This is a genomic window from Planktophila turicensis (SeqCode) (assembly GCF_965234405.1).
GTDB lineage: Bacteria > Actinomycetota > Actinomycetes > Nanopelagicales > Nanopelagicaceae > Planktophila > Planktophila turicensis.
Genome location: NZ_OZ248346.1, coordinates 1130607 through 1152356, shown reverse-complemented (window position 1 = coordinate 1152356; position 21750 = coordinate 1130607). Strand labels below are relative to the sequence as shown.

23 protein-coding genes and 3 tRNA genes are annotated in these 21750 nt (G+C 48.9%); 25 read left to right on the top strand and 1 reads right to left on the bottom strand.

Annotated elements, in window-relative coordinates; all coding sequences use genetic code 11:
• Positions 1–68 precede the first annotated feature (68 nt).
• The 13 genes from AC8GFK_RS05995 (at position 69) to AC8GFK_RS05935 (ending at position 6865) form a co-directional block, all read left to right on the top strand.
• Complete coding sequence (locus AC8GFK_RS05995; RefSeq protein WP_506625028.1) at positions 69–185, top strand: DUF8730 family Cys-rich protein; 117 nt, start codon at positions 69–71, stop codon at positions 183–185.
• Positions 186–187: 2 nt separating this feature from the next.
• The gene (locus tag AC8GFK_RS05990) at positions 188–475 is read left to right on the top strand and encodes a metal-sensitive transcriptional regulator (RefSeq protein WP_506625027.1); all 288 of its coding nucleotides are present in this window, start codon (positions 188–190) and stop codon (positions 473–475) included.
• 7 nt (positions 476–482) lie between these two features.
• Complete coding sequence (locus AC8GFK_RS05985) at positions 483–866, top strand: rhodanese-like domain-containing protein (protein WP_506625026.1); 384 nt, start codon at positions 483–485, stop codon at positions 864–866.
• Positions 866–2518 (top strand): FAD-dependent oxidoreductase, encoded by a 1653-nt coding sequence (locus tag AC8GFK_RS05980; protein WP_506625025.1) that lies wholly within the window; start codon positions 866–868, stop codon positions 2516–2518. Before AC8GFK_RS05985 ends, AC8GFK_RS05980 begins: the two co-directional genes overlap by 1 nt.
• Positions 2508–2675 carry a DUF8730 family Cys-rich protein gene (locus tag AC8GFK_RS05975; RefSeq protein WP_506625024.1) on the top strand — a complete coding sequence of 56 codons (168 nt, stop codon included), beginning with the start codon at positions 2508–2510 and terminating at the stop codon, positions 2673–2675. The genes AC8GFK_RS05980 and AC8GFK_RS05975 overlap by 11 nt, the downstream gene beginning before the upstream one ends.
• A 22-nt stretch (positions 2676–2697) precedes the next feature.
• Positions 2698–3645, top strand: a complete 948-nt coding sequence (locus AC8GFK_RS05970; protein ID WP_506625023.1) for a quinone oxidoreductase family protein — start codon at positions 2698–2700, stop codon at positions 3643–3645.
• A gap of 55 nt (positions 3646–3700) precedes the next feature.
• Positions 3701–3773: transfer RNA gene (locus AC8GFK_RS05965), tRNA-Thr, on the top strand.
• 54 nt (positions 3774–3827) lie between these two features.
• Positions 3828–3901, top strand: a tRNA-Met gene (locus AC8GFK_RS05960).
• A 99-nt stretch (positions 3902–4000) separates the two neighbouring features.
• Positions 4001–4171: a 50S ribosomal protein L33 gene (rpmG, locus tag AC8GFK_RS05955; RefSeq protein WP_017955317.1), complete on the top strand. Its 171-nt coding sequence runs from the start codon at positions 4001–4003 to the stop codon at positions 4169–4171.
• Positions 4171–4560: an FAS1-like dehydratase domain-containing protein gene (locus tag AC8GFK_RS05950; protein ID WP_095673944.1), complete on the top strand. Its 390-nt coding sequence runs from the start codon at positions 4171–4173 to the stop codon at positions 4558–4560. The genes rpmG and AC8GFK_RS05950 overlap by 1 nt, the downstream gene beginning before the upstream one ends.
• Positions 4557–4952, top strand: coding sequence for a MaoC/PaaZ C-terminal domain-containing protein (locus AC8GFK_RS05945; RefSeq protein ID WP_506625022.1), 396 nt, complete (start codon positions 4557–4559; stop codon positions 4950–4952). The genes AC8GFK_RS05950 and AC8GFK_RS05945 overlap by 4 nt, the downstream gene beginning before the upstream one ends.
• Complete coding sequence (locus tag AC8GFK_RS05940; RefSeq protein WP_506625021.1) at positions 4949–5839, top strand: glycosyltransferase family 2 protein; 891 nt, start codon at positions 4949–4951, stop codon at positions 5837–5839. The genes AC8GFK_RS05945 and AC8GFK_RS05940 overlap by 4 nt, the downstream gene beginning before the upstream one ends.
• Positions 5840–5848: 9 nt before the next feature.
• A complete protein-coding gene (locus AC8GFK_RS05935; protein WP_506625020.1) occupies positions 5849–6865 on the top strand; it encodes a UDP-N-acetylmuramate dehydrogenase in 1017 nt (338 codons plus the stop codon).
• Between the two features lies 1 nt (position 6866).
• Here AC8GFK_RS05935 and AC8GFK_RS05930 read toward each other — a convergent pair whose 3' ends face one another.
• Positions 6867–8060 carry a pyridoxal phosphate-dependent aminotransferase gene (locus AC8GFK_RS05930; RefSeq protein WP_506625019.1) on the bottom strand — a complete coding sequence of 398 codons (1194 nt, stop codon included), beginning with the start codon at positions 8058–8060 and terminating at the stop codon, positions 6867–6869.
• Between the two features lie 152 nt (positions 8061–8212).
• On the opposite strand from AC8GFK_RS05930, the gene AC8GFK_RS05925 reads away from it, so the two are divergent.
• The 12 genes from AC8GFK_RS05925 (at position 8213) to AC8GFK_RS05870 (ending at position 21605) form a co-directional block, all read left to right on the top strand.
• Positions 8213–8286: transfer RNA gene (locus AC8GFK_RS05925), tRNA-Trp, on the top strand.
• Positions 8287–8339: 53 nt separating this feature from the next.
• Positions 8340–8564 (top strand): preprotein translocase subunit SecE, encoded by a 225-nt coding sequence (gene secE, locus AC8GFK_RS05920; protein ID WP_095673939.1) that lies wholly within the window; start codon positions 8340–8342, stop codon positions 8562–8564.
• 12 nt (positions 8565–8576) lie between these two features.
• The gene (gene nusG / locus AC8GFK_RS05915; protein ID WP_506625018.1) at positions 8577–9317 is read left to right on the top strand and encodes a transcription termination/antitermination protein NusG; all 741 of its coding nucleotides are present in this window, start codon (positions 8577–8579) and stop codon (positions 9315–9317) included.
• 26 nt (positions 9318–9343) lie between these two features.
• Complete coding sequence (gene rplK, locus AC8GFK_RS05910; RefSeq protein ID WP_095673937.1) at positions 9344–9775, top strand: 50S ribosomal protein L11; 432 nt, start codon at positions 9344–9346, stop codon at positions 9773–9775.
• A gap of 101 nt (positions 9776–9876) precedes the next feature.
• Positions 9877–10581 (top strand): 50S ribosomal protein L1, encoded by a 705-nt coding sequence (rplA, locus tag AC8GFK_RS05905; RefSeq protein ID WP_095673936.1) that lies wholly within the window; start codon positions 9877–9879, stop codon positions 10579–10581.
• A 60-nt stretch (positions 10582–10641) separates the two neighbouring features.
• Entirely contained in the window at positions 10642–11796 is a 1155-nt protein-coding gene (locus AC8GFK_RS05900) for a cation:proton antiporter domain-containing protein (RefSeq protein ID WP_506625017.1), read from the top strand.
• Between the two features lie 225 nt (positions 11797–12021).
• Positions 12022–12660 carry a 50S ribosomal protein L10 gene (gene rplJ / locus AC8GFK_RS05895; RefSeq protein WP_095673935.1) on the top strand — a complete coding sequence of 213 codons (639 nt, stop codon included), beginning with the start codon at positions 12022–12024 and terminating at the stop codon, positions 12658–12660.
• Between the two features lie 17 nt (positions 12661–12677).
• On the top strand, positions 12678–13058 hold the full coding sequence (rplL, locus tag AC8GFK_RS05890) for a 50S ribosomal protein L7/L12 (protein WP_095673934.1): 381 nt from the start codon (positions 12678–12680) through the stop codon (positions 13056–13058).
• A 227-nt stretch (positions 13059–13285) separates the two neighbouring features.
• Positions 13286–16738, top strand: a complete 3453-nt coding sequence (rpoB, locus tag AC8GFK_RS05885) for a DNA-directed RNA polymerase subunit beta (RefSeq protein WP_223298426.1) — start codon at positions 13286–13288, stop codon at positions 16736–16738.
• A 14-nt stretch (positions 16739–16752) separates the two neighbouring features.
• On the top strand, positions 16753–20559 hold the full coding sequence (locus AC8GFK_RS05880) for a DNA-directed RNA polymerase subunit beta' (protein WP_506625016.1): 3807 nt from the start codon (positions 16753–16755) through the stop codon (positions 20557–20559).
• 60 nt (positions 20560–20619) lie between these two features.
• Positions 20620–21261, top strand: coding sequence for a pyridoxamine 5'-phosphate oxidase family protein (locus AC8GFK_RS05875; protein ID WP_506625015.1), 642 nt, complete (start codon positions 20620–20622; stop codon positions 21259–21261).
• Positions 21261–21605, top strand: coding sequence for a hypothetical protein (locus AC8GFK_RS05870; protein ID WP_506625014.1), 345 nt, complete (start codon positions 21261–21263; stop codon positions 21603–21605). Before AC8GFK_RS05875 ends, AC8GFK_RS05870 begins: the two co-directional genes overlap by 1 nt.
• Positions 21606–21750: the final 145 nt, after the last annotated feature.

Below are 21750 nucleotides of genomic sequence, written 5' to 3'. Positions count from 1 at the left end.
CTCCTTGACGTATACCCTAGGGGGTATGCTAGATTCTGCCCATCGGCACGAATTTAAAGGAGAAAAGAATGTGCTCACGCGTAATCTGTAATACCTGCAAGAAATACACATGGTCAGGCTGCGGGCAGCATGTAGATGAGGCGCTTGCTGGCGTCCCACAAGATCAAATCTGTAAGTGTGGCTAATCGTGGCCGAAAAGAAGGTTTCACACGTTCTCTCTGACGAAGAACAACTCGTTGCAATTGCAAAGCGAGTTAAGCGCGCACAGGGACAACTCGGGGCAGTTGTACGAATGCTCGAAGAAGGTCGCAATTGTGACGAGATTGTCATTCAGATGTCGGCTGTATCGAAGGCTGTTAATACAGCCGCCTTTACCCTCATTTCAGCAAGCCTCAAAGAATGTCTCGTTGAAGGCAAAAACAACCAAGAGCAAGTTACTGCTCAGCTACAAAAACTATTTTTAAGTCTCGCATAGGAGCATCATGAAAAAACTTATTTCGGCTGTTGCCGTTTCAATCATCTTCCTTACTGGCTGCGGAACTTCTGAGTCAGCAAATCTTGGGGCAGAAGACTTTCAGGCCAAGGTGAAAGAAGCAGGAGTTATCACATTAGATGTTCGTACTTCTGGTGAATTCATGAGCGGGCATTTAGAAAATGCCATCAATGTCGATGTCGAAGCCATGAACTTTGATTCCGAAATTGCAAAGCTGGATAAGAGCGCTACGTATGCCGTTTATTGCCGCAGTGGACGTCGATCTCAGGTCGCAGTGGATCGTATGAAAGATGCCGGCTTCACAAATCTGTTCAATCTCAATGCAGGGGTTGAAGACTGGGTTTCAGCTGGATTGCCTTTGGTTACCAACTAATGAGAATTGTAATTATTGGTGGAGTTGCTGGCGGCATGTCCGCAGCAACACGTATGCGCAGGCTCGATGCTGATGCAGAAATCATTGTCCTCGAGAAGAGCGGCCATGTTTCATATGCGAACTGCGGTTTGCCATATTACGTCGGCGGCGTGATTGAAGAAGAAGATGCACTTTTACTTCAGACACCTGCGAGCCTGCATGCACGCTTCAGACTCGATGTACGTATTGCATCTGAAGTTGAGTCCATCAACCCATCTGCAAAAACCATCAAGGTAAAGAATGAACTCAGTGGCGAGAGCTACGAACTTAGCTATGACAAGTTAGTTATGAGCCCCGGGGCTTCTCCAATTGTTCCCCCTATTCCAGGCATCGAACGTGCCATGACGCTTCGAACTGTTGAAGATGTGGAAAAGATTTTTAACCGCGTCTCCCAGAAGCCAGCTAACGCTGTTGTAATCGGTGGTGGCTTTATCGGAGTGGAGATTGCTGAAAACCTCATTCATAAGGGAATCAAAACAACGGTAGTTGAGGCTTCTCCTCAGCTTCTTGCCCCACTTGATCCTGAAATGGCAACGTTGGTTGCAAAGGAAATGATCAAGAACAAAGTCGAACTTCATCTTGGAGCATCTGCGCAAGAGATTACGGAATCAAATGTGGTTCTATCTAACGGAGTTGTCCTTCCTGCAGAGATGATCATTTTGGCAATTGGCGTACGTCCTGACATCAAACTTGCGAAAGAAGCTGGCCTAACAATCGGAACTCGCGGTGGAATTGATGTTGATGATTTCAATCGCACCAGTAACCCGGATATCTACGCTGTTGGCGATGTCGCTGAAAAGACAGATGCGATAGATGGAAGTTCTACCCTTGTTCCACTTGCAAACCTGGCAAATCGACATGGTCGAGTAGTGGCCGATCACATCGCTGGTCGTACAACTAGACCTGTGAAGACGATCGGAACTGCAATCGTAAAAGTCTTTAACCTCATGATTGCTGCAACTGGTTGGAACGAAAAGCGACTTTCAGCATCTGGTCGTGCATTCAAGGTCATTCACACACACCCTAATTCACACGCTGGCTATTACCCAGGTGCAAAGCAGATGGCGCTAAAGATGATCTTTGATGCGAAGACAGGCGAAATCCTTGGAGCACAAGGGGTCGGTATCGAGGGCGTTGATAAGCGCATCGACGTTATCGCTACTGCGATTCGCGGCGGCATAACCGCACCTGAGCTTGCAGATCTTGAGCTTGCTTATGCGCCGCCATTTGGTTCAGCAAAGGATCCAATCAACATGCTCGGCTATATCGCCGAAAATATGATGAGCGGTCTTCTTGAAACTGCGCAATGGAGCCAGATTGATGAATTTGAAGATCGTGGATTCCAGCTTGTAGATGTTCGCACATCTTCTGAATACGCAGCAGGTTCCATCCCAGGCGCAATGTCGATGCCGGTAGATGAAATCCGTAATCGCGTTGCAGAACTTACGAATAAAGATGTCCTCGTTAATTGCCAAGTTGGTCAACGCGGGCACACGGCAACCATGTTGCTTAAAGAACTCGGATTCAACGCAGTAAATCTTGACGGCGGCTATCTCACCTGGAGTAATTCGCCTGCAGCAACTACAAATAAGGAGAAGGAATATGTGTCATAAGACCACATGCCGCAAGTGCGGAAAGCCAACATGGGCAGGATGTGGCAATCACATCGAGATTGCTCTCAAGGGCGTAAAGAAAGCAGATCGTTGCCAGGGTCACCAGAATGATCCAAAAGAACCTGGTCTCTTTTCAAGAATCTTTGGAAAGAAGTAGCCACGACCTATAAGGTCTAACAATGAAAGCTATTCAGATAACAGCATTTGGCGGCCCTGATGTCATGAAGTACGTGGATCTTGCCGATCCCGTCGCTGGCACAGATGAGGTAGTTCTTGATGTGACTGCAGTTGGTATTAATTATGCAGATACACACCAAACCGAAAACTCTTATCTCTCGCCCCAAACACTGCCGATGATTCCAGGTATCGAAGTTGTTGGAACACATGATGGAAAGCGTTATCTAGCGAGCGTTTCATCTGGGGGATATGCGCAGAAGGCAGTTGCACATAAATCTGTACTTTTTCCAATCCCAGATGCAGTAACTGACCAGCAGGCTCTTTGCATGTTGGTGCAGGGCGCAACTGCTTGGCACCTGCTTAAGACAATGGGTAACTTGCAGAAAGGTCAATCAGTTGTTGTGCATGCAGCAGCAGGTGGTGTGGGCACGATTGCAATTCAGTTAGCAAAGTTGTGGGGCGGCAAAGTAATTGCGGTTACCTCTTCAGATTCTAAATCCGCACTTGCTACATCGCTTGGTGCAGATGTTGTGGTCGATGCGAAATCAAGCGATCTTGAAGCAGATCTTCGCAAGGCAAACGGTGGTCACGGAGTTGATCTCGTCCTCGAAATGGTTGGCGGAACAACATTCGATCACAGCCTTGCAGCGCTCGGTGCTTTCGGAAAGATCATTACATTCGGAATGGCATCACGCACTGCGCCAACACCAATTCACCCAGGTTCTTTGATGCACGGCTCAAAGACAGTTTCAGGTTTCTGGCTTGCAAACTGTTTTGGTAGCAAAGAGATGCTCAACGATGTAGTTGCCGAACTCTTTGCACTTGTCGCCGATGGAAAGCTCAAGCCTGTTATTGGTGCGACCTATCCACTCAGCGAGGCAGCCGATGCGCACCGATCAATGCTTGCCCGTGAATCAACGGGCAAAATTGCCCTCGATCCTGCGCGGTAATTTGGGCGAATTTTCTACTTTTCCCCTAAAGCCCTAGACTCCTCTCTCTACCATTGCCCCCCTAGCTCAGTCGGTAGAGTGTTTCCATGGTAAGGAAAAGGTCACCGGTTCGATTCCGGTGGGGGGCTCGCAGTAAAGAAGTAAAAATTTAATAAGTACTACATATGTCTGTTCCAACCCTTGGCGGGGTAGCTCAGCTTGGTAGAGCAAGCGGCTCATAATCGCTGTGTCGTGGGTTCAAATCCCGCCTCCGCTACTAGTTCGACCGTGTGAAATACGCACGGATTTCACCAATACACGGTGCTCGGGTAATCTGAGCGCCTGTTACAGCAGCATCTACGAAGGAGTTAAGACCATGGCAAGTAAGAGCGCGGACGTTCGTCCAAAGATCACCATGGCATGCGTGGATTGCAAAGAGCGTAACTACATCACTAAGAAGAACCGCCGCAACGATCCAGACCGCATGGAACTCAAGAAGTTCTGTCCACGTTGCAAGTCTTCAACACTTCACCGCGAAACCCGCTAATGCTGAACCCCGATTCGGTCGGGAGTACCTTCGCTGGTACAGATTCAATTACCGTTTCACAATCTGAAATCGATGCCTTCTGCGCTGTTGTCGGCGAAACTGATACAACAATCGCGCCACCAACTTTCACCATCCGCATCACTCTGACCCAATTCGAAGAAATTCTCACACGTCCAGAAATTGGACTCGATTGGTCGCGCTTGGTTCATGGCGATCAGAAATTCGAAATCTTTTCTCCCGTTAAAGCAGGAGATGCGCTTACATGCGCTGCAACCATTGAAAGCTATCGCGTTGCTGCCGGCAATGAAATTGTCTCTGTGCGCTCTGATCTCCATCGCGACGGACAACTAGTTGTCTCTGCATGGTCCACATTGGTGGTTCGCGCATGATTGAAGTCGGAACAGTTTTAGAAGAGAAAGTCTTCTATCTCGATCGCGCACTGCTTAAGCAGTATGCCGATGCATCGGGAGACCAGAACCCAATTCACCAGAATGAAGAGTTTGCTCTCTCTGTAGGCCTTCCGAATGTCATTGCCCACGGCATGCTCACCATGGCCCTTGTTGGTAAGTACGTCTCTGACTTTGCAGGTGGCTCAGCAAATGTTCTTGAATATAGCGCGCGATTTACCAAGCCAGTCATTGTTCCTAACGGCGAAAAAGTTGATCTCACCGTTTCTGCAACAGTTGCCGAAGTAGCAGATGGCAAAATCTCACTGACCTTGAGCGCAACTTCTGCAGGAGTTAAAGTCCTAGGAATGGCTAAAGCGGTAGTAAAAAAGTGAGCGCACCAGATTCAATTCACGAATTAGCTAAGGCACGTCTTGCAGCGCGCGCTGAACGAAACTTCGCACTCTCTGATCAATTGCGTGATGAGATCGCTGCCCAAGGTTTTGAAGTAGTAGATGTTGCTGGGGGATACGAACTTCGCCCCAAGAAGCGTTTTCCCACCTATGAATCCACGCGCGATATTCGTCCTATCAATTCGGGTAAATTTGAAATAACCGTTGCCATGATTATCGATGGCTTCCATGAAGATGCTGTCGCAACAATCAAAACGATTAAAGAACATAGTCAGTGCGCAATTGCCATCTTGGTAGTTGGTGATCCTGGCGTATTGGTCGATGAACTCGATTCGCGCACGTCACTCGTTCAACTCACCGAAGATTTCGGATGGGGAGAGAGTGCAAATGCACTGCTTCGTAACGTCACTAGCGACTTCATAGTCATCATGGATCCATCCACACGCTTAACAGGTGATGCAATCGCTCCGGTTCTTGCCGAACTTCAGAAGCGCGAATTCGTTGCTGTGGGTTGGCGCGGGGGACTGATGAACCTTGAAGATGATTGGCGCAGCGTTGACGATAAGGGCGCAGGCGAAGTCGATGTCCTCTTTAGCTACTTCATCGCTATGCACCGCGAAGACGCACTTGCCGTACGCGGCTTTAGCAATCGCGCACTGTATTACCGCAACGCCGATATTGAATTTTCACTCAACCTTCGCCAATCAAATGGCCGCTTACTTCAAATGGATTTACCTCTTGAGCAAGGTCGTCATCACGGATATCACGACACCGATCCCGAATATCGCGATGCTCAATCGAAGAAGAATTACGACCGCATTCTCGAGCGCTTTAGAGGTAAGACTGCAATATTGAGCCCTCGCAGGTAGCCTTAGAACATGGCCGATCTCCGCGATTACACATCACTGCGTGTAGGTGGCCCTGCAAAGAAGTTTGTTGAGGTTGGCACGGAATCTGAAATCATTGCAGCAATCGAAGCTGTGGGGGATACGCCAATCCTCATCATCGGTGGTGGCACAAATATTCTCGTTGCAGATACCGGTTTTGAAGGCACGGTTATTCGAATTACAAGTCACTCAATGCAATCAGAAATCGATGCATGCAGCGGAGCAACGCTCACAATTGGCGCTGGCGAAAACTGGGATGAATTCGTTGCCACCACTTTGGAACGTGGCTTTGCTGGCCTTGAAACCTTAAGTGGAATCCCGGGCACTGTCGGCGCTGCGCCAATCCAAAACATCGGTGCTTATGGCCATGAGGTATCAGAGTTCATTACTCGTGTGCGCACATACGACCGCCAAGCAAAGGGTCTTAAGACATTTACCAACGCTGAATGCGACTTCTCGTATCGCAACTCGCACTTCAAAGCCCACCCTGGTCGCTATGTTGTTCTTGATGTGCAGTTCAATCTTCGCCAAGGCGAAATGACTACTGCAATTACTTATGCAGAGCTTGCAAAGAAGCTAGGTATCGAAGTTGGCGAGAAGGCACCTATTGGTGCAACCCGTACTGCAGTGCTCGAACTCCGCGGTGCAAAGGGAATGCTCCTTAATCCAAGCGACCGCGATTCTTGGTCTGCTGGATCATTCTTCACCAATCCGATTGTTTCGAAAGAGATTGCAGCAAAACTTCCTGAAGGTGCACCACAGTGGCCGACATCAGATGGCATGGTGAAGACAAGCGCTGCTTGGCTTATTGAAAATTCTGGTGTGCATAAGGGCGATAGCCATGGTGGTGCACGCGTTTCAACAAAGCATGTTCTTGCGCTGACTAATGCAGGAAATGCAACAGCTACAGATATTGCAGAGCTAGCAAAGAGTGCACAGCAGAGCGTCTTCGAGAAATTTGGAATTACTCTCGAAGCCGAAGTAAACCTTGTGGGAATTACTCTTTAAATTACTCTGTAAGTAATTTCTTAATTCGGCCGATACCTTCAACGATATCTTCATCGCTGGTTGCGTATGAGAAACGTAGGTATCCCGAAGGTCCGAACGCTTCGCCGGGAACAGCTGCTACTTCAACTTCATCCAAGATGATTGTTGCAAGCTCGGCAGATGTATTAGCTACCTTGCCGCGAATAGTCTTTCCAAGCACACCCTTTACTGATGGATATACATAGAAAGCACCCTGCGGTGTTGGGCATTCAAAACCAGGAATCTCATTGAGAAGATCAACGATTAACTTACGGCGACGGTTAAATGCTTCGCCCATCTTGTGAACAGCGTCAAGGTTGCCGGTAAGTGCTGCAATTGCTGCGCGCTGTGAAACGTTAGAAACGTTTGATGTCAGGTGTGACTGCAAGTTGGTTGCAGCCTTAATGACATCCTTTGGACCGACCATCCAGCCCACACGCCAACCAGTCATTGCATAAGTCTTTGCAACACCGTTCAGGATGATGCAGGTATCAGCAAGTCCTGGAACCAATACAGGAAGTGAAGGCGCTGTTGCACCGTCGTAGAGCAAGTGCTCGTAAATTTCATCGCAGATAACCCAGATGTTGTTCTTGAGCGCCCACTCACCAATTGCCTTGGATTGTTCTGGTGTGTAAACAGAACCTGTTGGGTTTGATGGAGAACAGAAAAGCAGCACCTTTGTCTTTGGTGTGCGAGCGGCTTCAAGCTGTTCGACAGTTACAAGATAGTTTTGAGTTTCATCTGCGAAAACTTCAACGCTCTTTCCGCCAGCAAGTTTGATTGCTTCAGGATAAGTAGTCCAGAAAGGTGATGGAAGAAGAACTTCATCGCCTGGATCAACGATTGATGCGAATGCTTGATAGACCGCTTGCTTACCGCCGTTAGTAACAAGAACCTGATCTACGGTGATGTCGTAATGTGAATCGCGCTTTGTCTTATCGACAATAGCTTGGCGAAGTTCGGGCAGACCTGGAGTTGGTGTGTAGCGATGATTTGCAACAACCTTCGTTGCTGCAGCTGCTGCTTCAACGATGTAATCAGGAGTAGGGAAGTCTGGTTCGCCAGCGCCGAAGCCGATAACTGGTCGACCAGCTGCCTTAAGCGCCTTTGCCTTTCCATCTACTGCCAAAGTGGCTGATTCTGCGATTGCTGCGATTCGTGCGGAGATTCTGCTCATGGGGGAAGTCTGCACCATGCCAGCGCCCCTTTGCGCGCTCAGATCTAGTGGCCCCGAGCACCCAGTTTTACTCTGCAAGGCACCTGCCTCTACACTTCGACGCTCACGATGAATTTCTTCCTCGCCTTGGCGCGCCTGAAAATTCGTCGCGAAGGGCAATAGCTCAATTGGCTAGAGTTGCCGTCTCCAAAGCGGCCGGTTGGGGGTTCGAGTCCCTCTTGCCCTGCAAGCCGCAGTACCGAACGTGCACCACTAACGAAGATAGAAAAGGAAGTCACAATGACTGATGCAGTTGAAGTTACCGAGGAGAAGCTCGGAATTTTTGCGCGCGTTGGACTTTTCTATCGCCAGGTAGTCAGCGAGCTCAAGAAGGTTGTTTGGCCAACACGAAATATGTTGACCACATATACAGCCGTCGTTCTCGTATTCGTTTCATTCATCATCGCTGTCGTATCCGTTATCGACTTTGTACTTACCAAAGTCGTCTTCTGGGTATTCGGATAAGGACCAGAGACCATGACTGACGAACTCAAGCCAGACGCATTCGAAGCAGCTCTTGCTGCAAGCGCTGAAGAAATCGCAACACCTGCAGAAGCAGTTATCGAAACTCCTGTTGCAGATGTAATTGTCGAAGATCTCGCGCTCGCAAGCGATGAAGATGGCGATATCGAATCTGATGAAAACGATCCAAATGCAGAATTCCGCCGCACACTTCGCGCAGCTATCGGTGATTGGTATGTAATCCACTCATACGCAGGCTACGAGAAGAAGGTGAAGGGCAACCTTGCTAACCGTATTCACACTCTCAACATGGAGGAGTACATCTTCCAGGTAGAAGTCCCTGAAGAAGAGGTTATGGAAGTTAAGAACGGCGCTCGCAAGATGGTTAAGCGCAATATCTACCCAGGTTACGTTCTTGTCCGCATGGATCTCACAGATGAATCTTGGTCAGTTGTTCGCAATACACCTGGCGTAACTGGATTCGTCGGTAACGCACATAACCCAAGCCCACTCAGCATGGATGAAGTCGAGAAGATTCTTGCTCCACGTCCACAGAAGAAGGCTGACAAAGCAGATATCAAGTTTGTTGATTTTGAAGTTGGCGAATCAGTCACCGTTATGGATGGCCCATTTGCAACGCTTCCTGCATCAATCTCCGAGATCATGCCAGAGCAGGCAAAGCTCAAGGTATTGGTATCGATCTTCGGACGCGAAACACCAGTAGAACTTTCATTTAACCAAGTACAGAAGCTTTAAGAGAAACTAAGGAAAAGAGAAAAGAAATGGCACCAAAGAAGAAGGTCACCGGATTCATCAAGTTGCAGATCCAGGCTGGCGCAGCAACACCTGCACCACCAGTAGGTCCTGCGCTCGGTCAGCATGGTGTCAACATCATGGAATTCGTCAAGGCATACAACGCTGCGACTGAATCACAAAAGGGCCAGATCATCCCTGTAGAAATCACTGTCTACGAGGATCGTTCATTCGACTTCATCACAAAGACTCCTCCAGCATCACGCCTCATCCTTAAGGCAGCTGGCGTTGAAAAGGGATCAGCGATTCCTCACAAGACCAAGGTTGCAAACATCACCATGGCTCAGGTCAAGGAGATCGCAAATACAAAGATGGCTGACCTCAATGCAAATGACATTGATGCAGCAGCTTTGATCATCGCCGGTACTGCTCGCTCAATGGGCATCACAGTCTCTGCATAATTAAATAAATTTCTCATCGCCACGGTGGTGATGAGATGTGGGAGAACCGCGCTGGTTCGCTAACCACAACCCAACTGTAGAAATACAGGAACGAGGAAGAAATGAAGCGCTCAAAGAAGTACAACGAAGTAGCAGCGAAGGTCATCAAGGACCACCTCTACACACCTCTTCAGGCAGTAACACTTGCTAAAGAGACATCAACAACTAAGTACGACTCAACTGTTGAAGTTGCTCTCGTACTCGGCGTTGACCCAAAGAAAGCTGATCAAGCAATTCGCTCGACTGTTAACTTGCCACACGGCACAGGTAAGACAGCTCGCGTATTGGTATTCGCAAACGGTGAGCGCGCTGAAGAAGCACGTGCAGCTGGTGCAGATATCGTCGGTGGCGATGAATTGATCGATGAAGTTTCAAAGGGCCGCCTCGACTTCGATGCAGTTGTTGCAACTCCAGATTTGATGGCCAAGGTTGGTCGTCTCGGTAAGGTCCTCGGAACACGTGGATTGATGCCAAACCCAAAGACAGGAACAGTGACAACAGATGTCACTAAAGCTGTAAACGACATCAAGGGTGGAAAGATTGAATTCCGCGTTGATAAGAACTCAAACCTTCACTTCATCATCGGCAAGGCATCATTTACTGCAGAACAGCTTGCAGATAACTATGCAGCAGCTCTTGAAGAAGTTCTTCGTGTGAAGCCAAACTCTTCAAAGGGTCGCTACATCGCGAAGGCTGTTGTCTCAACAACGATGGGACCTGGAATCGCTGTAGATCCAAACCTCACACGCGAACCAGCAGCTAACTAATAACTGCTCTTACAGAAAAAGCCCCTCCTTACGGAGGGGCTTTTTCCATATGATTGAACTATGGCATCCGTTGTAGAAACAGCTCCTCTCATTCTTGATGTGGGTGCAGTGCTTCTGGTTGCAGCGACAAGTGGATTAGCGGCGAGAAAAGTTGGGCTGCCTGCCATCGTCGGTTACTTGTTAACCGGCCTGCTCGTTTCGCCCTTTACTCCAGGATTTGTTGCAGATAGCCAACAGATAGCAATCCTTGCTGACATCGGTGTTGTCTTACTTCTCTTTGAAGTAGGAATAGAAATTGATTTAGGGCGAATTAAACGCGAACATGGCGCCGTCCTGTGGGCTTCGCCTTCATTGGTTTTACTTGGAACTCTCGTAGCTATTCCGGTATTTCTCGCATTAGATCTCCCGCTTTATGGAGCAGCGCTACTTTCCCTCTCTATCGCTATGTCGTCGAGCGTTGTAATTGTAAATATCACTCGAAGTCGCCGTCGCACCACAAGTGCTGCAACCGAAGATGCACTTCTTGGATGGAGCGTTCTTCAAGATGTAACAGGAGTAGCTCTCGCAGCATTCATCATCGCAATACTCGGTGATTCGGGAGAGAGCCCTCTTCGTTCAGTTTTGGGATTGATTGGGTTCGGAATCGCGGCTTTCATCGCGTCGAAGTTACTTCCTTACTTGTTGCGAATTATTCGATGGGAGAGCGATCTCTTTCTCATTTACTCTGTCGCAATCGGATTATCTATTGCGGCTTTAGGAACTGTTGTCTTTGGGATTCCCATGGCTCTTGCGTCATTCGTTGCGGGTCTTGCTATCAACCAAAGTCGTGATACCGATCAGGTTCGGAAAGCGGTATTGCCATTTAGAGATCTCTTCCAAGTTTTATTCTTCGTTGTAATCGGAAGTTTGGTTGAACCAGCCCTGATTCAGGAAGCACTTCCATTTGCCGGAGTAATTCTTGGGGTGATGATTGCGATTAAAACCCTTCCCGCTTTTCTCGTGGCACGCTTTAACCAAATTGGAGATAGCGCGGCTCAAGTAGCAGTTGGGTTAAGCCAAGTGGGTGAGTTCTCATTCGTTTTAGGAAGTGCAGCCCTGATTGCAGGTGCAATCACCAAGGTTCAATTCACCGGCGTCCTACTTGCGGTGATCGTCTCGATTATCGTCTCAACCCTGGCTGTCCGTAGGGCGAGCAAGCTTTCACGCTCAATTTGACCCTGAGGGAGCGCCACCTTTAAAGTAGCGCCATAACCAAAGACCGCAGGTCTGATCTCGCAAGAGTGAAGATAATTGAGGAATCTCAGCCCGCGTAGGTGTTCACATTAATCCGTGCGCATTTACGCGTTACGGATTTTTTTATTGCCTGCAGTCACTTTGAAAACCAGTGGCTATAGAGCGAAAGCGTCCATAGCCAACCAAACTAGCCGAAAGGTGAACCACATGGCTCGCCCAGATAAAGCAGCAGCAGTTGCTGAAATGACTGAAGACTTCAAGTCAGCTACTGCTACTTACCTCACCGAGTATCGCGGTCTAACCGTGACATCGATGAAGCAGCTACGCCGCAGCCTTGGTGCAGAAACCAAGTACAGCGTCGTAAAGAACACTCTTACAAAGATTGCAGCAAAGAACGCTGGCGTAGATCTCTCAGATGATCTTCTTGCTGGTCCTTCAGCAGTTGCTTTCGTTAAGGGCGATGCAATCGATGCTGCTCGTAATCTCAAGAACTTCCAGAAGGAGAACCCACTTCTTGTTATCAAGGGTGGAATCTACGAAGGAAAGTTCATTACAACAGCAGAGTTCATGAAGCTCGCAGACCTCGAGTCACGCGAAGTACTTCTTGCAAAGCTTGCTGGTGCAATGAAGGGATCGCTTGCTAAGGCAGCGCGTACCCTCGATGCACTTCGCATCAAGCGTGAAGCTGAAGAGGGCGCTCCAGCAGCACCTGTCGCAGCTGCACCTGTAGTAGAAGAAACAGTTGTAACTGAAGAAGCAGCACCAGCTGCAGAAGCAGTCGCTGAAGTTGCTGCTGAAGCAACAGATGCACCAGTTGCGGAAGCAACAGAAACTCCAGCGGAATAAGAAAAGGAAAATAAAAAATGGCAAAGCTCTCACAAGCAGACCTTTTGGCTCAGTTCAAGGAACTCACACTCGTTGAGCTCTCAGAGTTCGTAAAGGCATTTGAAGAAGAATTCGATGTAACAGCAGCAGCTCCAGTAGCAGCAGCAGGTGGCGCAGCAGCAGCTGGCGGCGCAGCAGATGCTCAGGATGAGTTCACAGTTATCCTCGAAGATGCAGGCTCACAGAAGATTGCAGTCATCAAGGAAGTACGTAACCTCAATGGCGCTCTCGGACTTAAGGAAGCTAAGGATCTCGTTGACGCGACTCCAGCAGTTCTCCTCGAGAAGGCAAACAAGGAGACAGCAGACAAGGCAAAGGCAGCTCTCGAAGCAGCTGGCGCAAAGGTCACACTCAAGTAAATTTGAGCAAAAGAACCCGGTCCCCGCGTGGGGCCGGGTTTTTTTATCCCCATTTGGCAGACAAGCGGGGGGAGTTGGGGGTATAAGAGGCCGGTTTGCCCCTGAAGGGGGGTGAGCGATACCCTTTCCCTTCGCATATTTTTCATGAGGGTCTTTGCATATAGCGGCGGCGACCTTCTAGATGTGCGTGTCCACATAAAAGTGAATTTTGTCTGGAAGGACATCTCTTGGCCGCGAAAAAGAGTTCAACTGCCCCACGTCGTATTTCGTTCGCAAAGATCCGTGAACCACTAGAAGTTCCAAACCTGCTCGCGCTGCAAGTTGAAAGCGTTGACTGGCTACTTGGTAACGATCTATGGCGTTCACGTCTTGCTGAATCAACCAACACAAATCGAGGAGAACTTCCCGCGAAGTCCGGTTTGGAAGAAATCTTTGAAGAGATTTCACCAATCGAAGATTTCCAAGGAACGATGTCGCTTTCATTCCGCGACCACCGCTTCGAGCCACCTAAGTATTCAATCGAAGAGTGCAAAGAACGCGACATGACATATGCGCAGCCACTCTTCGTTACAGCTGAATTCACAAACAACGAGACTGGCGAAATTAAGTCGCAGACTGTCTTCATGGGTGACTTCCCTGTAATGACACCACGCGGAACTTTCGTAATTAACGGAACAGAGCGCGTTGTTGTTTCACAGATCGTTCGTTCACCTGGCGTGTACTTCGAACGTCAGATTGAAAAGACTTCAGATAAAGATGTATTCACTTCAAAGATCATCCCAAGCCGCGGTGCTTGGCTTGAATTCGAAGTTGATAAGAAGGATCTCGTTGGCGTTCGTATCGACCGCAAACGTAAGCAATCTGTAACAGTATTCCTCAAGGCTCTCGGTTGGACCGACGAACAGATTCGTGAAGAATTTGGTGACTTCGCTTCAATGATGGCAACACTTGATAAGGACACTGTTAAGACACAGGATGAAGCGCTTCTCGATATCTATCGCAAGATGCGTCCTGGTGAGCCTCCAACTAAGGAAGCTGCACAGAACCTCATTGAAAACCTTTACTTCAACCCTAAGCGTTATGACTTGGCCAAGGTCGGTCGCTTCAAGGTAAATAAGAAGCTAGGTCTTGATCTTGAGCTCTCACAGAGCATGCTCACAATTTCAGATATCGTCGCAACACTTCGCTACCTCGTAGCGTTGCACCGCGGAGATCTCACAATGGATTACGGCCGCGAAGTTCGCGTTGAAAAGGACGATATCGATCACTTCGGTAACCGTCGCCTCCGTACCGTTGGTGAACTTATTCAGAACCAGGTTCGTATCGGACTCTCACGTATGGAACGTGTTGTTCGCGAACGTATGACTACACAAGATGTCGAAGCAATTACTCCACAGACATTGATCAACATCCGTCCGGTTGTTGCATCAATCAAGGAGTTCTTCGGAACATCTCAGTTGTCACAGTTCATGGATCAGACAAACCCACTTTCAGGTCTTACACACAAGCGTCGTCTTTCAGCGCTCGGACCTGGTGGTCTCTCACGTGACCGTGCGGGCTTCGAAGTTCGTGACGTTCACCCATCTCACTACGGTCGTATGTGTCCAATCGAAACTCCTGAAGGTCCAAACATTGGTCTTATCGGTTCGCTTGCAACATATGCACGAGTAACTGCATTCGGATTTATCGAAACTCCTTATCGCAAGGTTGTTAAGGGCAAGGTCACCGATCAGGTTGATTACCTAACAGCTGATGAAGAAGACGAGCACATCATTGCTCAGGCAAATGCTCCACTTACAGCAGATAACCACTTCGCAGAAGCACGCGTACTCGTACGTCGTCGCGGTGGCGAAGTTGAATACATCATCGCTGATGAAGTGGATTACATGGACGTTTCACCACGTCAGATGGTTTCTGTTGCAACAGCAATGATTCCGTTCCTCGAGCACGATGATGCAAACCGCGCACTCATGGGTTCTAACATGATGCGTCAGTCAGTTCCTTTGATGCGTGCAGAAGCACCATTTATCGGTACTGGTATGGAATTCCGCGCAGCCGTTGATGCTGGTGACGTTGTCACAGCAACAAAGGCTGGCGTAGTTACTGAAGTCGCTGCTGACGAAGTTAAGGTCATGGGCGATGACGGTACTTACCAAACATATTCACTCGCTAAGTTCACTCGTTCAAACCAGGGAACTTCGTACAACCAGAAGGTTGTTGTTACTGAAGGCCAGAAGCTAGAAGTTGGCTCAGTAATCGCTGATGGTCCATGTACACAAAACGGTGAAATGGCTCTTGGTAAGAACCTCCTCGTGGCATTTATGTCATGGGAAGGCCACAACTACGAAGATGCGATCATCCTTTCGCAGCGCCTCGTACAGGACGATGTTCTTACATCTATCCACATCGAAGAGTACGAAGTTGATGCACGCGACACCAAGCTTGGTGCCGAAGAAATCACTCGCGATATCCCTAACGTCTCTGAAGAAGTTCTTGCAGACCTCGACGAGCGCGGAATCATCCGCGTTGGCGCCGATGTTGTGCCAGGCGACATCTTGGTTGGAAAGGTAACTCCTAAGGGAGAAACTGAACTCACACCAGAAGAGCGTTTGCTCCGTGCAATCTTTGGTGAGAAGGCTCGCGAAGTTCGCGATACATCTCTCAAGGTTCCACACGGTGAATCAGGAAAGGTTATCGGCGTAAAGATCTTCGAATCTGAAGAAGGCTTCGAACTTCCAGCAGGCGTTAACCAGTTGGTTCGCGTTTATGTTGCACAGAAGCGCAAGATTCAAGATGGTGACAAGCTTGCTGGTCGCCACGGTAACAAGGGTGTTATCTCAAAGATTCTTCCAGTTGAAGATATGCCATTCCTTGAAGATGGAACTCCAGTCGATGTTGTCTTGAACCCACTTGGTGTTCCAGGACGTATGAACGTCGGACAGGTTCTTGAAATGCACCTCGGTTGGGTTGCAAAGACAGGTTGGGATGTATCTGGTGTCTCTGAAGCGTGGGCAAACCACCTTAAGGAGATCGGCGCAGAAAAGGGCGCACCAGGAACCAACCTTGCAACTCCGGTCTTCGATGGTGCACTTGAAGATGAAGTTTCTGGTCTTCTCTCAGCAACACTCGCTAACCGCGATGGTAACCAACTTATTGGTCGCTCAGGAAAGGCTCGTCTATTCGACGGTCGTTCTGGCGAGCCATACCCAACTCCAATCTCAGTTGGATACATGTACATCTTGAAGCTCCACCACTTGGTAGACGACAAGATTCACGCACGTTCAACTGGTCCATACTCAATGATCACGCAGCAACCACTCGGTGGTAAGGCTCAATTCGGTGGTCAGCGATTTGGTGAGATGGAAGTGTGGGCACTTGAAGCTTATGGTGCTGCATACACACTCCAAGAGTTGCTCACAATTAAATCTGACGATGTTCTCGGACGCGTCAAGGTTTATGAAGCCATTGTTAAGGGCGAAAACATCCCAGAGCCAGGTATCCCTGAATCATTCAAGGTACTTATCAAGGAGATGCAGTCACTCTGTCTCAATGTCGAAGTTCTCTCTTCTGAAGGTGTCGCAATTGAAATGCGCGATAACGATGAAGAAATTTTCCGTGCCGCCGAAGAACTAGGTATCAACTTGTCACGAGTTGAGCCAAGCTCAGTAGAAGAAATTTAAGGAGCGAATCAAACATGTTAGATGTCAACTTCTTTGATGAACTACGAATCGGTCTTGCATCGGCTCAAAATATTCGTGATTGGTCTTTCGGCGAAGTAAAGAAGCCAGAGACAATCAACTACCGCACACTCAAGCCTGAGAAGGACGGACTCTTCGACGAGAAGATCTTCGGACCAACTCGTGACTGGGAATGTTATTGCGGTAAGTACAAGCGCGTTCGATTCAAGGGAATCATCTGCGAGCGTTGCGGTGTTGAAGTAACACGCGCAAAGGTTCGTCGCGAACGCATGGGTCACATCGAGCTGGCAGCTCCTGTAACTCACATCTGGTACTTCAAGGGTGTTCCATCACGCCTTGGTTACCTTCTTGACCTTGCTCCAAAGGACCTCGAAAAAGTTATCTATTTCGCTGCTTACATGATCACAGAAGTTGATGCTGAAGCTCGCGAAGAAGATATGCCACAGCTCGAGAAGAAGCTTGCTAACGATCGTAAGAAGATCGAGACAAAGCGCGATGTAGATCTCGACACACGTACAAAGAAGCTCGAGGCAGATATTGCTGAACTCGAATCTGAAGACGCTAAGTCAGATGTAAAGCGCAAGGTCCGCGAATCTGCAGAGCGCGAGCTCAAGGCAATCCGCGAGCGTTCAGAGCGTGAAATCACACGTCTTGAAGATGTCTGGTCACGCTTTAAGAACCTCAAGGTTCAAGATCTCGAAGGCGATGAAAACCTCTACCGCGAAATGCGTGACCGTTACGGCATGTACTTCAAGGGAGATATGGGTGCTGCTGCAATCAAGCGTCGCCTCGAAACTTTCGATCTCGAAACAGAACATGCAATGCTCACCGATCTTTCTGAAAACGGAAAGGGTGCAAAGAAGACTCGTGCTATCAAGCGCCTAAAGGTCGTCAACGCATTCATGACAACAAGCAACCACCCAGCATCAATGGTTCTCGATTGCGTACCGGTTATCCCACCTGATCTGCGCCCAATGGTTCAGCTCGATGGTGGACGCTTTGCGACTTCAGATCTCAACGATCTCTATCGCCGCGTTATCAACCGTAACAATCGTTTGAAGCGTCTTGCTGATCTCGGTGCTCCAGAAATTATCGTTAACAACGAAAAGCGTATGTTGCAGGAAGCTGTAGATGCGTTGTTCGACAACGGTCGTCGTGGTCGTCCAGTAACTGGCCCAGGAAACCGTGCACTGAAGTCACTTTCAGACATGCTCAAGGGTAAGCAGGGACGTTTCCGTCAGAACTTGCTTGGAAAGCGCGTTGACTACTCAGGTCGTTCAGTAATCGTTGTTGGTCCACAGTTGAAGTTGCACCAGTGCGGTCTGCCAAAGCAGATGGCTCTCGAGCTCTTCAAGCCATTCGTAATGAAGCGTCTTGTAGACCTTAACCACGCGCAGAACATTAAATCTGCAAAGCGCATGGTTGAACGTGCTCGTCCAGTTGTATGGGATGTTCTTGAAGAAGTAATTGCAGAACATCCAGTGCTCCTGAACCGCGCTCCTACACTTCACCGTTTAGGTATCCAAGCATTCGAACCACAACTGGTCGAAGGTAAGGCAATCCAGATTCACCCACTCGTATGTACAGCGTTTAACGCTGACTTCGACGGTGACCAGATGGCTGTTCACCTTCCATTGTCTGCAGAAGCTCAGGCTGAAGCACGCATCTTGATGTTGTCTTCAAACAACATCTTGTCACCAGCTAACGGTCGTCCAATCACATCACCTACACAGGACATGGTTCTTGGTCTTTATTACATGACCATGGAACGTGAAGGCGAAATTGGCGAAGGTCGCGCATTCGGATCTGTATCTGAAGCGATCATGGCTCACGATCAGCACTCAGTCTCATTGCAGGCGAAGGTCAAGATTCGCGTTAAGGGAGAAACTCTCGAGACAACAATCGGCCGCGCACTCTTCAATGAAGCGCTACCAGCTGACTTCCCATTCGTTGATCACGATGTAACTAAGAAGGCTCTCGGCGCAATCGTCGACAAGCTTGCTGAGTTCTATCCAAAGGTCACAGTTGCACAGACTCTCGATGCGCTTAAGTCGCTCGGATTCCACTGGGCAACACGTGCTGGCGTAACAATCGGAATCGAAGATGTTGTAACACCTCCTCGTAAGCGTGAAATCCTCGACGGCTATGAAACACAAGCTGACAAGGTTCAATCACAGTACGAAAAGGGACTCATCACAGATGACGAGCGTCGCCAGGAACTCATTGAGATCTGGACCAAGGCAACAGCTGAAGTTGGAAAGGCGATGGAAGATAACTTCCCACGTCTGAACCCAGTTTGGATGATGGTCTTCTCAGGTGCTCGTGGAAATATGATGCAGATTCGTCAGATTGCAGGTATGCGCGGACTTGTAGCGAACCCAAAGGGTGAAATTATTCCTCGCCCAATTAAGTCGAACTTCCGTGAAGGCTTGTCAGTTCTCGAGTACTTCATCTCTACGCACGGTGCACGTAAGGGTCTTGCAGATACAGCGCTTCGTACCGCTGACTCTGGATACCTCACACGTCGTCTCTGCGACGTTGCACAGGACGTCATCATTCGCGAAGAAGATTGCGGAACCGATCGTGGTCTCGCACTTCCAATCGCTATCCGTCAGCAAGCTGGCAACCTTGTAAAGCACGATCACGTCGAAACTTCTGTCTACGGTCGCACATTGGCTGAAGACATCGAAGTTAACGGCGAAGTTCTTGCTAAGGCTGGCTCAGATCTTGGTGACCGCGTCATCGATGCACTTGTTGCTGCTGGTGTCGACGAAGTAAAGATCCGCTCAGTTCTAACTTGCGATAGCAAGGTCGGACAGTGCGCAGCTTGCTACGGTCGCTCACTTGCTGCAGGTCAACTCGTTGCAGTTGGTGAAGCAGTCGGGATTATCGCTGCTCAGTCAATCGGTGAACCAGGTACACAGCTCACAATGCGTACCTTCCACACTGGTGGCGTTGCAGGTGATGACATCACTCACGGTCTTCCACGTATCGTCGAGCTCTTCGAAGCACGTACACCTAAGGGTGTCGCGCCAATCGCAGAAGCAGCAGGCGTCGTTTCATTCCGTGAAGATGCAAAGGGTAAGAAGATCATCGTTACACCTGATGATGGTGGCGAAGAAGTTGCTTACCCAATCACACGCCGTCAGAAGCTACTTGTAGAAGAAGGTTCACGCGTTGAAGTTGGCCAGAAGATGGTCGTCGGCGCAATTGATCCAAAGCAGGTACTTCGTATTCTCGGACCACGTGCAACTCAGGTTCACTTGGTTAACGAAATCCAATCTGTTTACCGCTCACAGGGCGTAGGCATTCACGATAAGCACATCGAAGTAATCGTTCGCCAGATGCTCAAGCGCATCACAGTTCTTGAAGCTGGCGATACTGAAATGCTTCCAGGTGAACTCGTTGAACGTGGTCGCTTTGAAGCTGAAAACCGTCGCGTTGTTACAACCGGTGGCAAGGCTGCATCTGGTCGCCCAGAACTTATGGGTATCACCAAGGCATCACTTGCAACTGAGTCATGGTTGTCAGCGGCTTCATTCCAGGAAACAACTCGCGTACTTACAGACGCTGCGCTCTCTGAGAAGTCAGATCCACTCTTGGGTCTTAAGGAGAACGTCATCATCGGTAAGTTGATCCCAGCTGGTACAGGCCTTGCCCGTTACCGCAACATCCGAGTTGAGCCAACAGAAGAGGCAAAGGCAGCGGTTTACGCAGCTTATGACGAGTACGACTTCACGCCATTCGATCAGGGTGGTTCAGGCGAAGCAGTTCGCTTGGATGAAGTCGAGATTCCTCGCTAAGTCATTAAATGAATTACCCCGTCACTTAATGTGGCGGGGTTTTTCATTTACACTACAAATATGAGCAACGAAAAGCATTACCACGTACAACGTTTAAGCGATCGTGAATTCTCCGAACGAGACGCAATCAATGAATTTCTTGATAATGAATTTCTTGCTCACGTTGGTTTTGTCGAAAGCTCTACACAAGAACCGTTTGTGATCCCAATGGGATATGCACGCGATGGCGATCGCATTCTTCTGCATGGTTCAACAGGTTCGCGCATGATGATGCAGATTGCTGCTGGTGCACAGATTTGTGTAACGATTACACAAGTAAATGGGCTTATTGCTGCTCGTTCTACTTTTAACTCATCAATTAATTATCAGTCTGTCATGATCTTTGGAACAGCAACAGTTCTTAAAGATGAAGAGAAGATGAAAGCGCTTGAAATAATTTCTAATGGTTTGATTCCAGGATCATGGGATTACACACGTCCCATCACTTCGAAGGAAGCTGCGGCAACAATGATCGTTGCACTTTCACTTGAAAAGTTTTCAGCGAAACAGCGAACAGGTAATTCGCATGACGAAGATGAAGATATGAAGTTGCCCCTATGGGCGGGCATCATTCCGGTCGAGCGAACATTCGGAACTCCGATCGCTGCCGACTACGCAAGCGATATTCCGGTTCCTGCTCACGTCCTGAAGCGTGGCAACTGATGGCTAAGGTCGTAAAGGTGGGGGATGAGCTCGTCCTTGAGCTCTCATTCTGGGAGAAGATGGGCGCCCTGCATTCCAGCCCTCGGATTCCAGCTGATTCAGTCGAAAAGATCGAGTTCTTCGATGAGCTCTGGGGCTCAGATACCCTGCGAGGGGTCCGGGCTCCCGGAACCGCCCTCCCATATGTGGTCCTTTTGGGGACTTTGAGGGGCCTGAAGTACAGAGACTTCGTAGCCATGAAAGGCAGGGGAGAAGGCGTGGTTTTGACGCTCAAGAGTGGCCCTTTTGCCCGCTGGATCTTCACCCTGAAGCAGCCAAAATCGGAGATTTCCGCCCTGATTTAAGACACGCCCGAGATTGAAAAAACCGCCAAAATACCAATGTGGCGGGGGTCTCAGGAGTAAAAGGGCCGTTTTGACCTTTAGTAGTGCCTGCAGATACCTTTCTCCTCTGCGCTTTTACAAGCAACACACCCGACCGCGTGGGTCG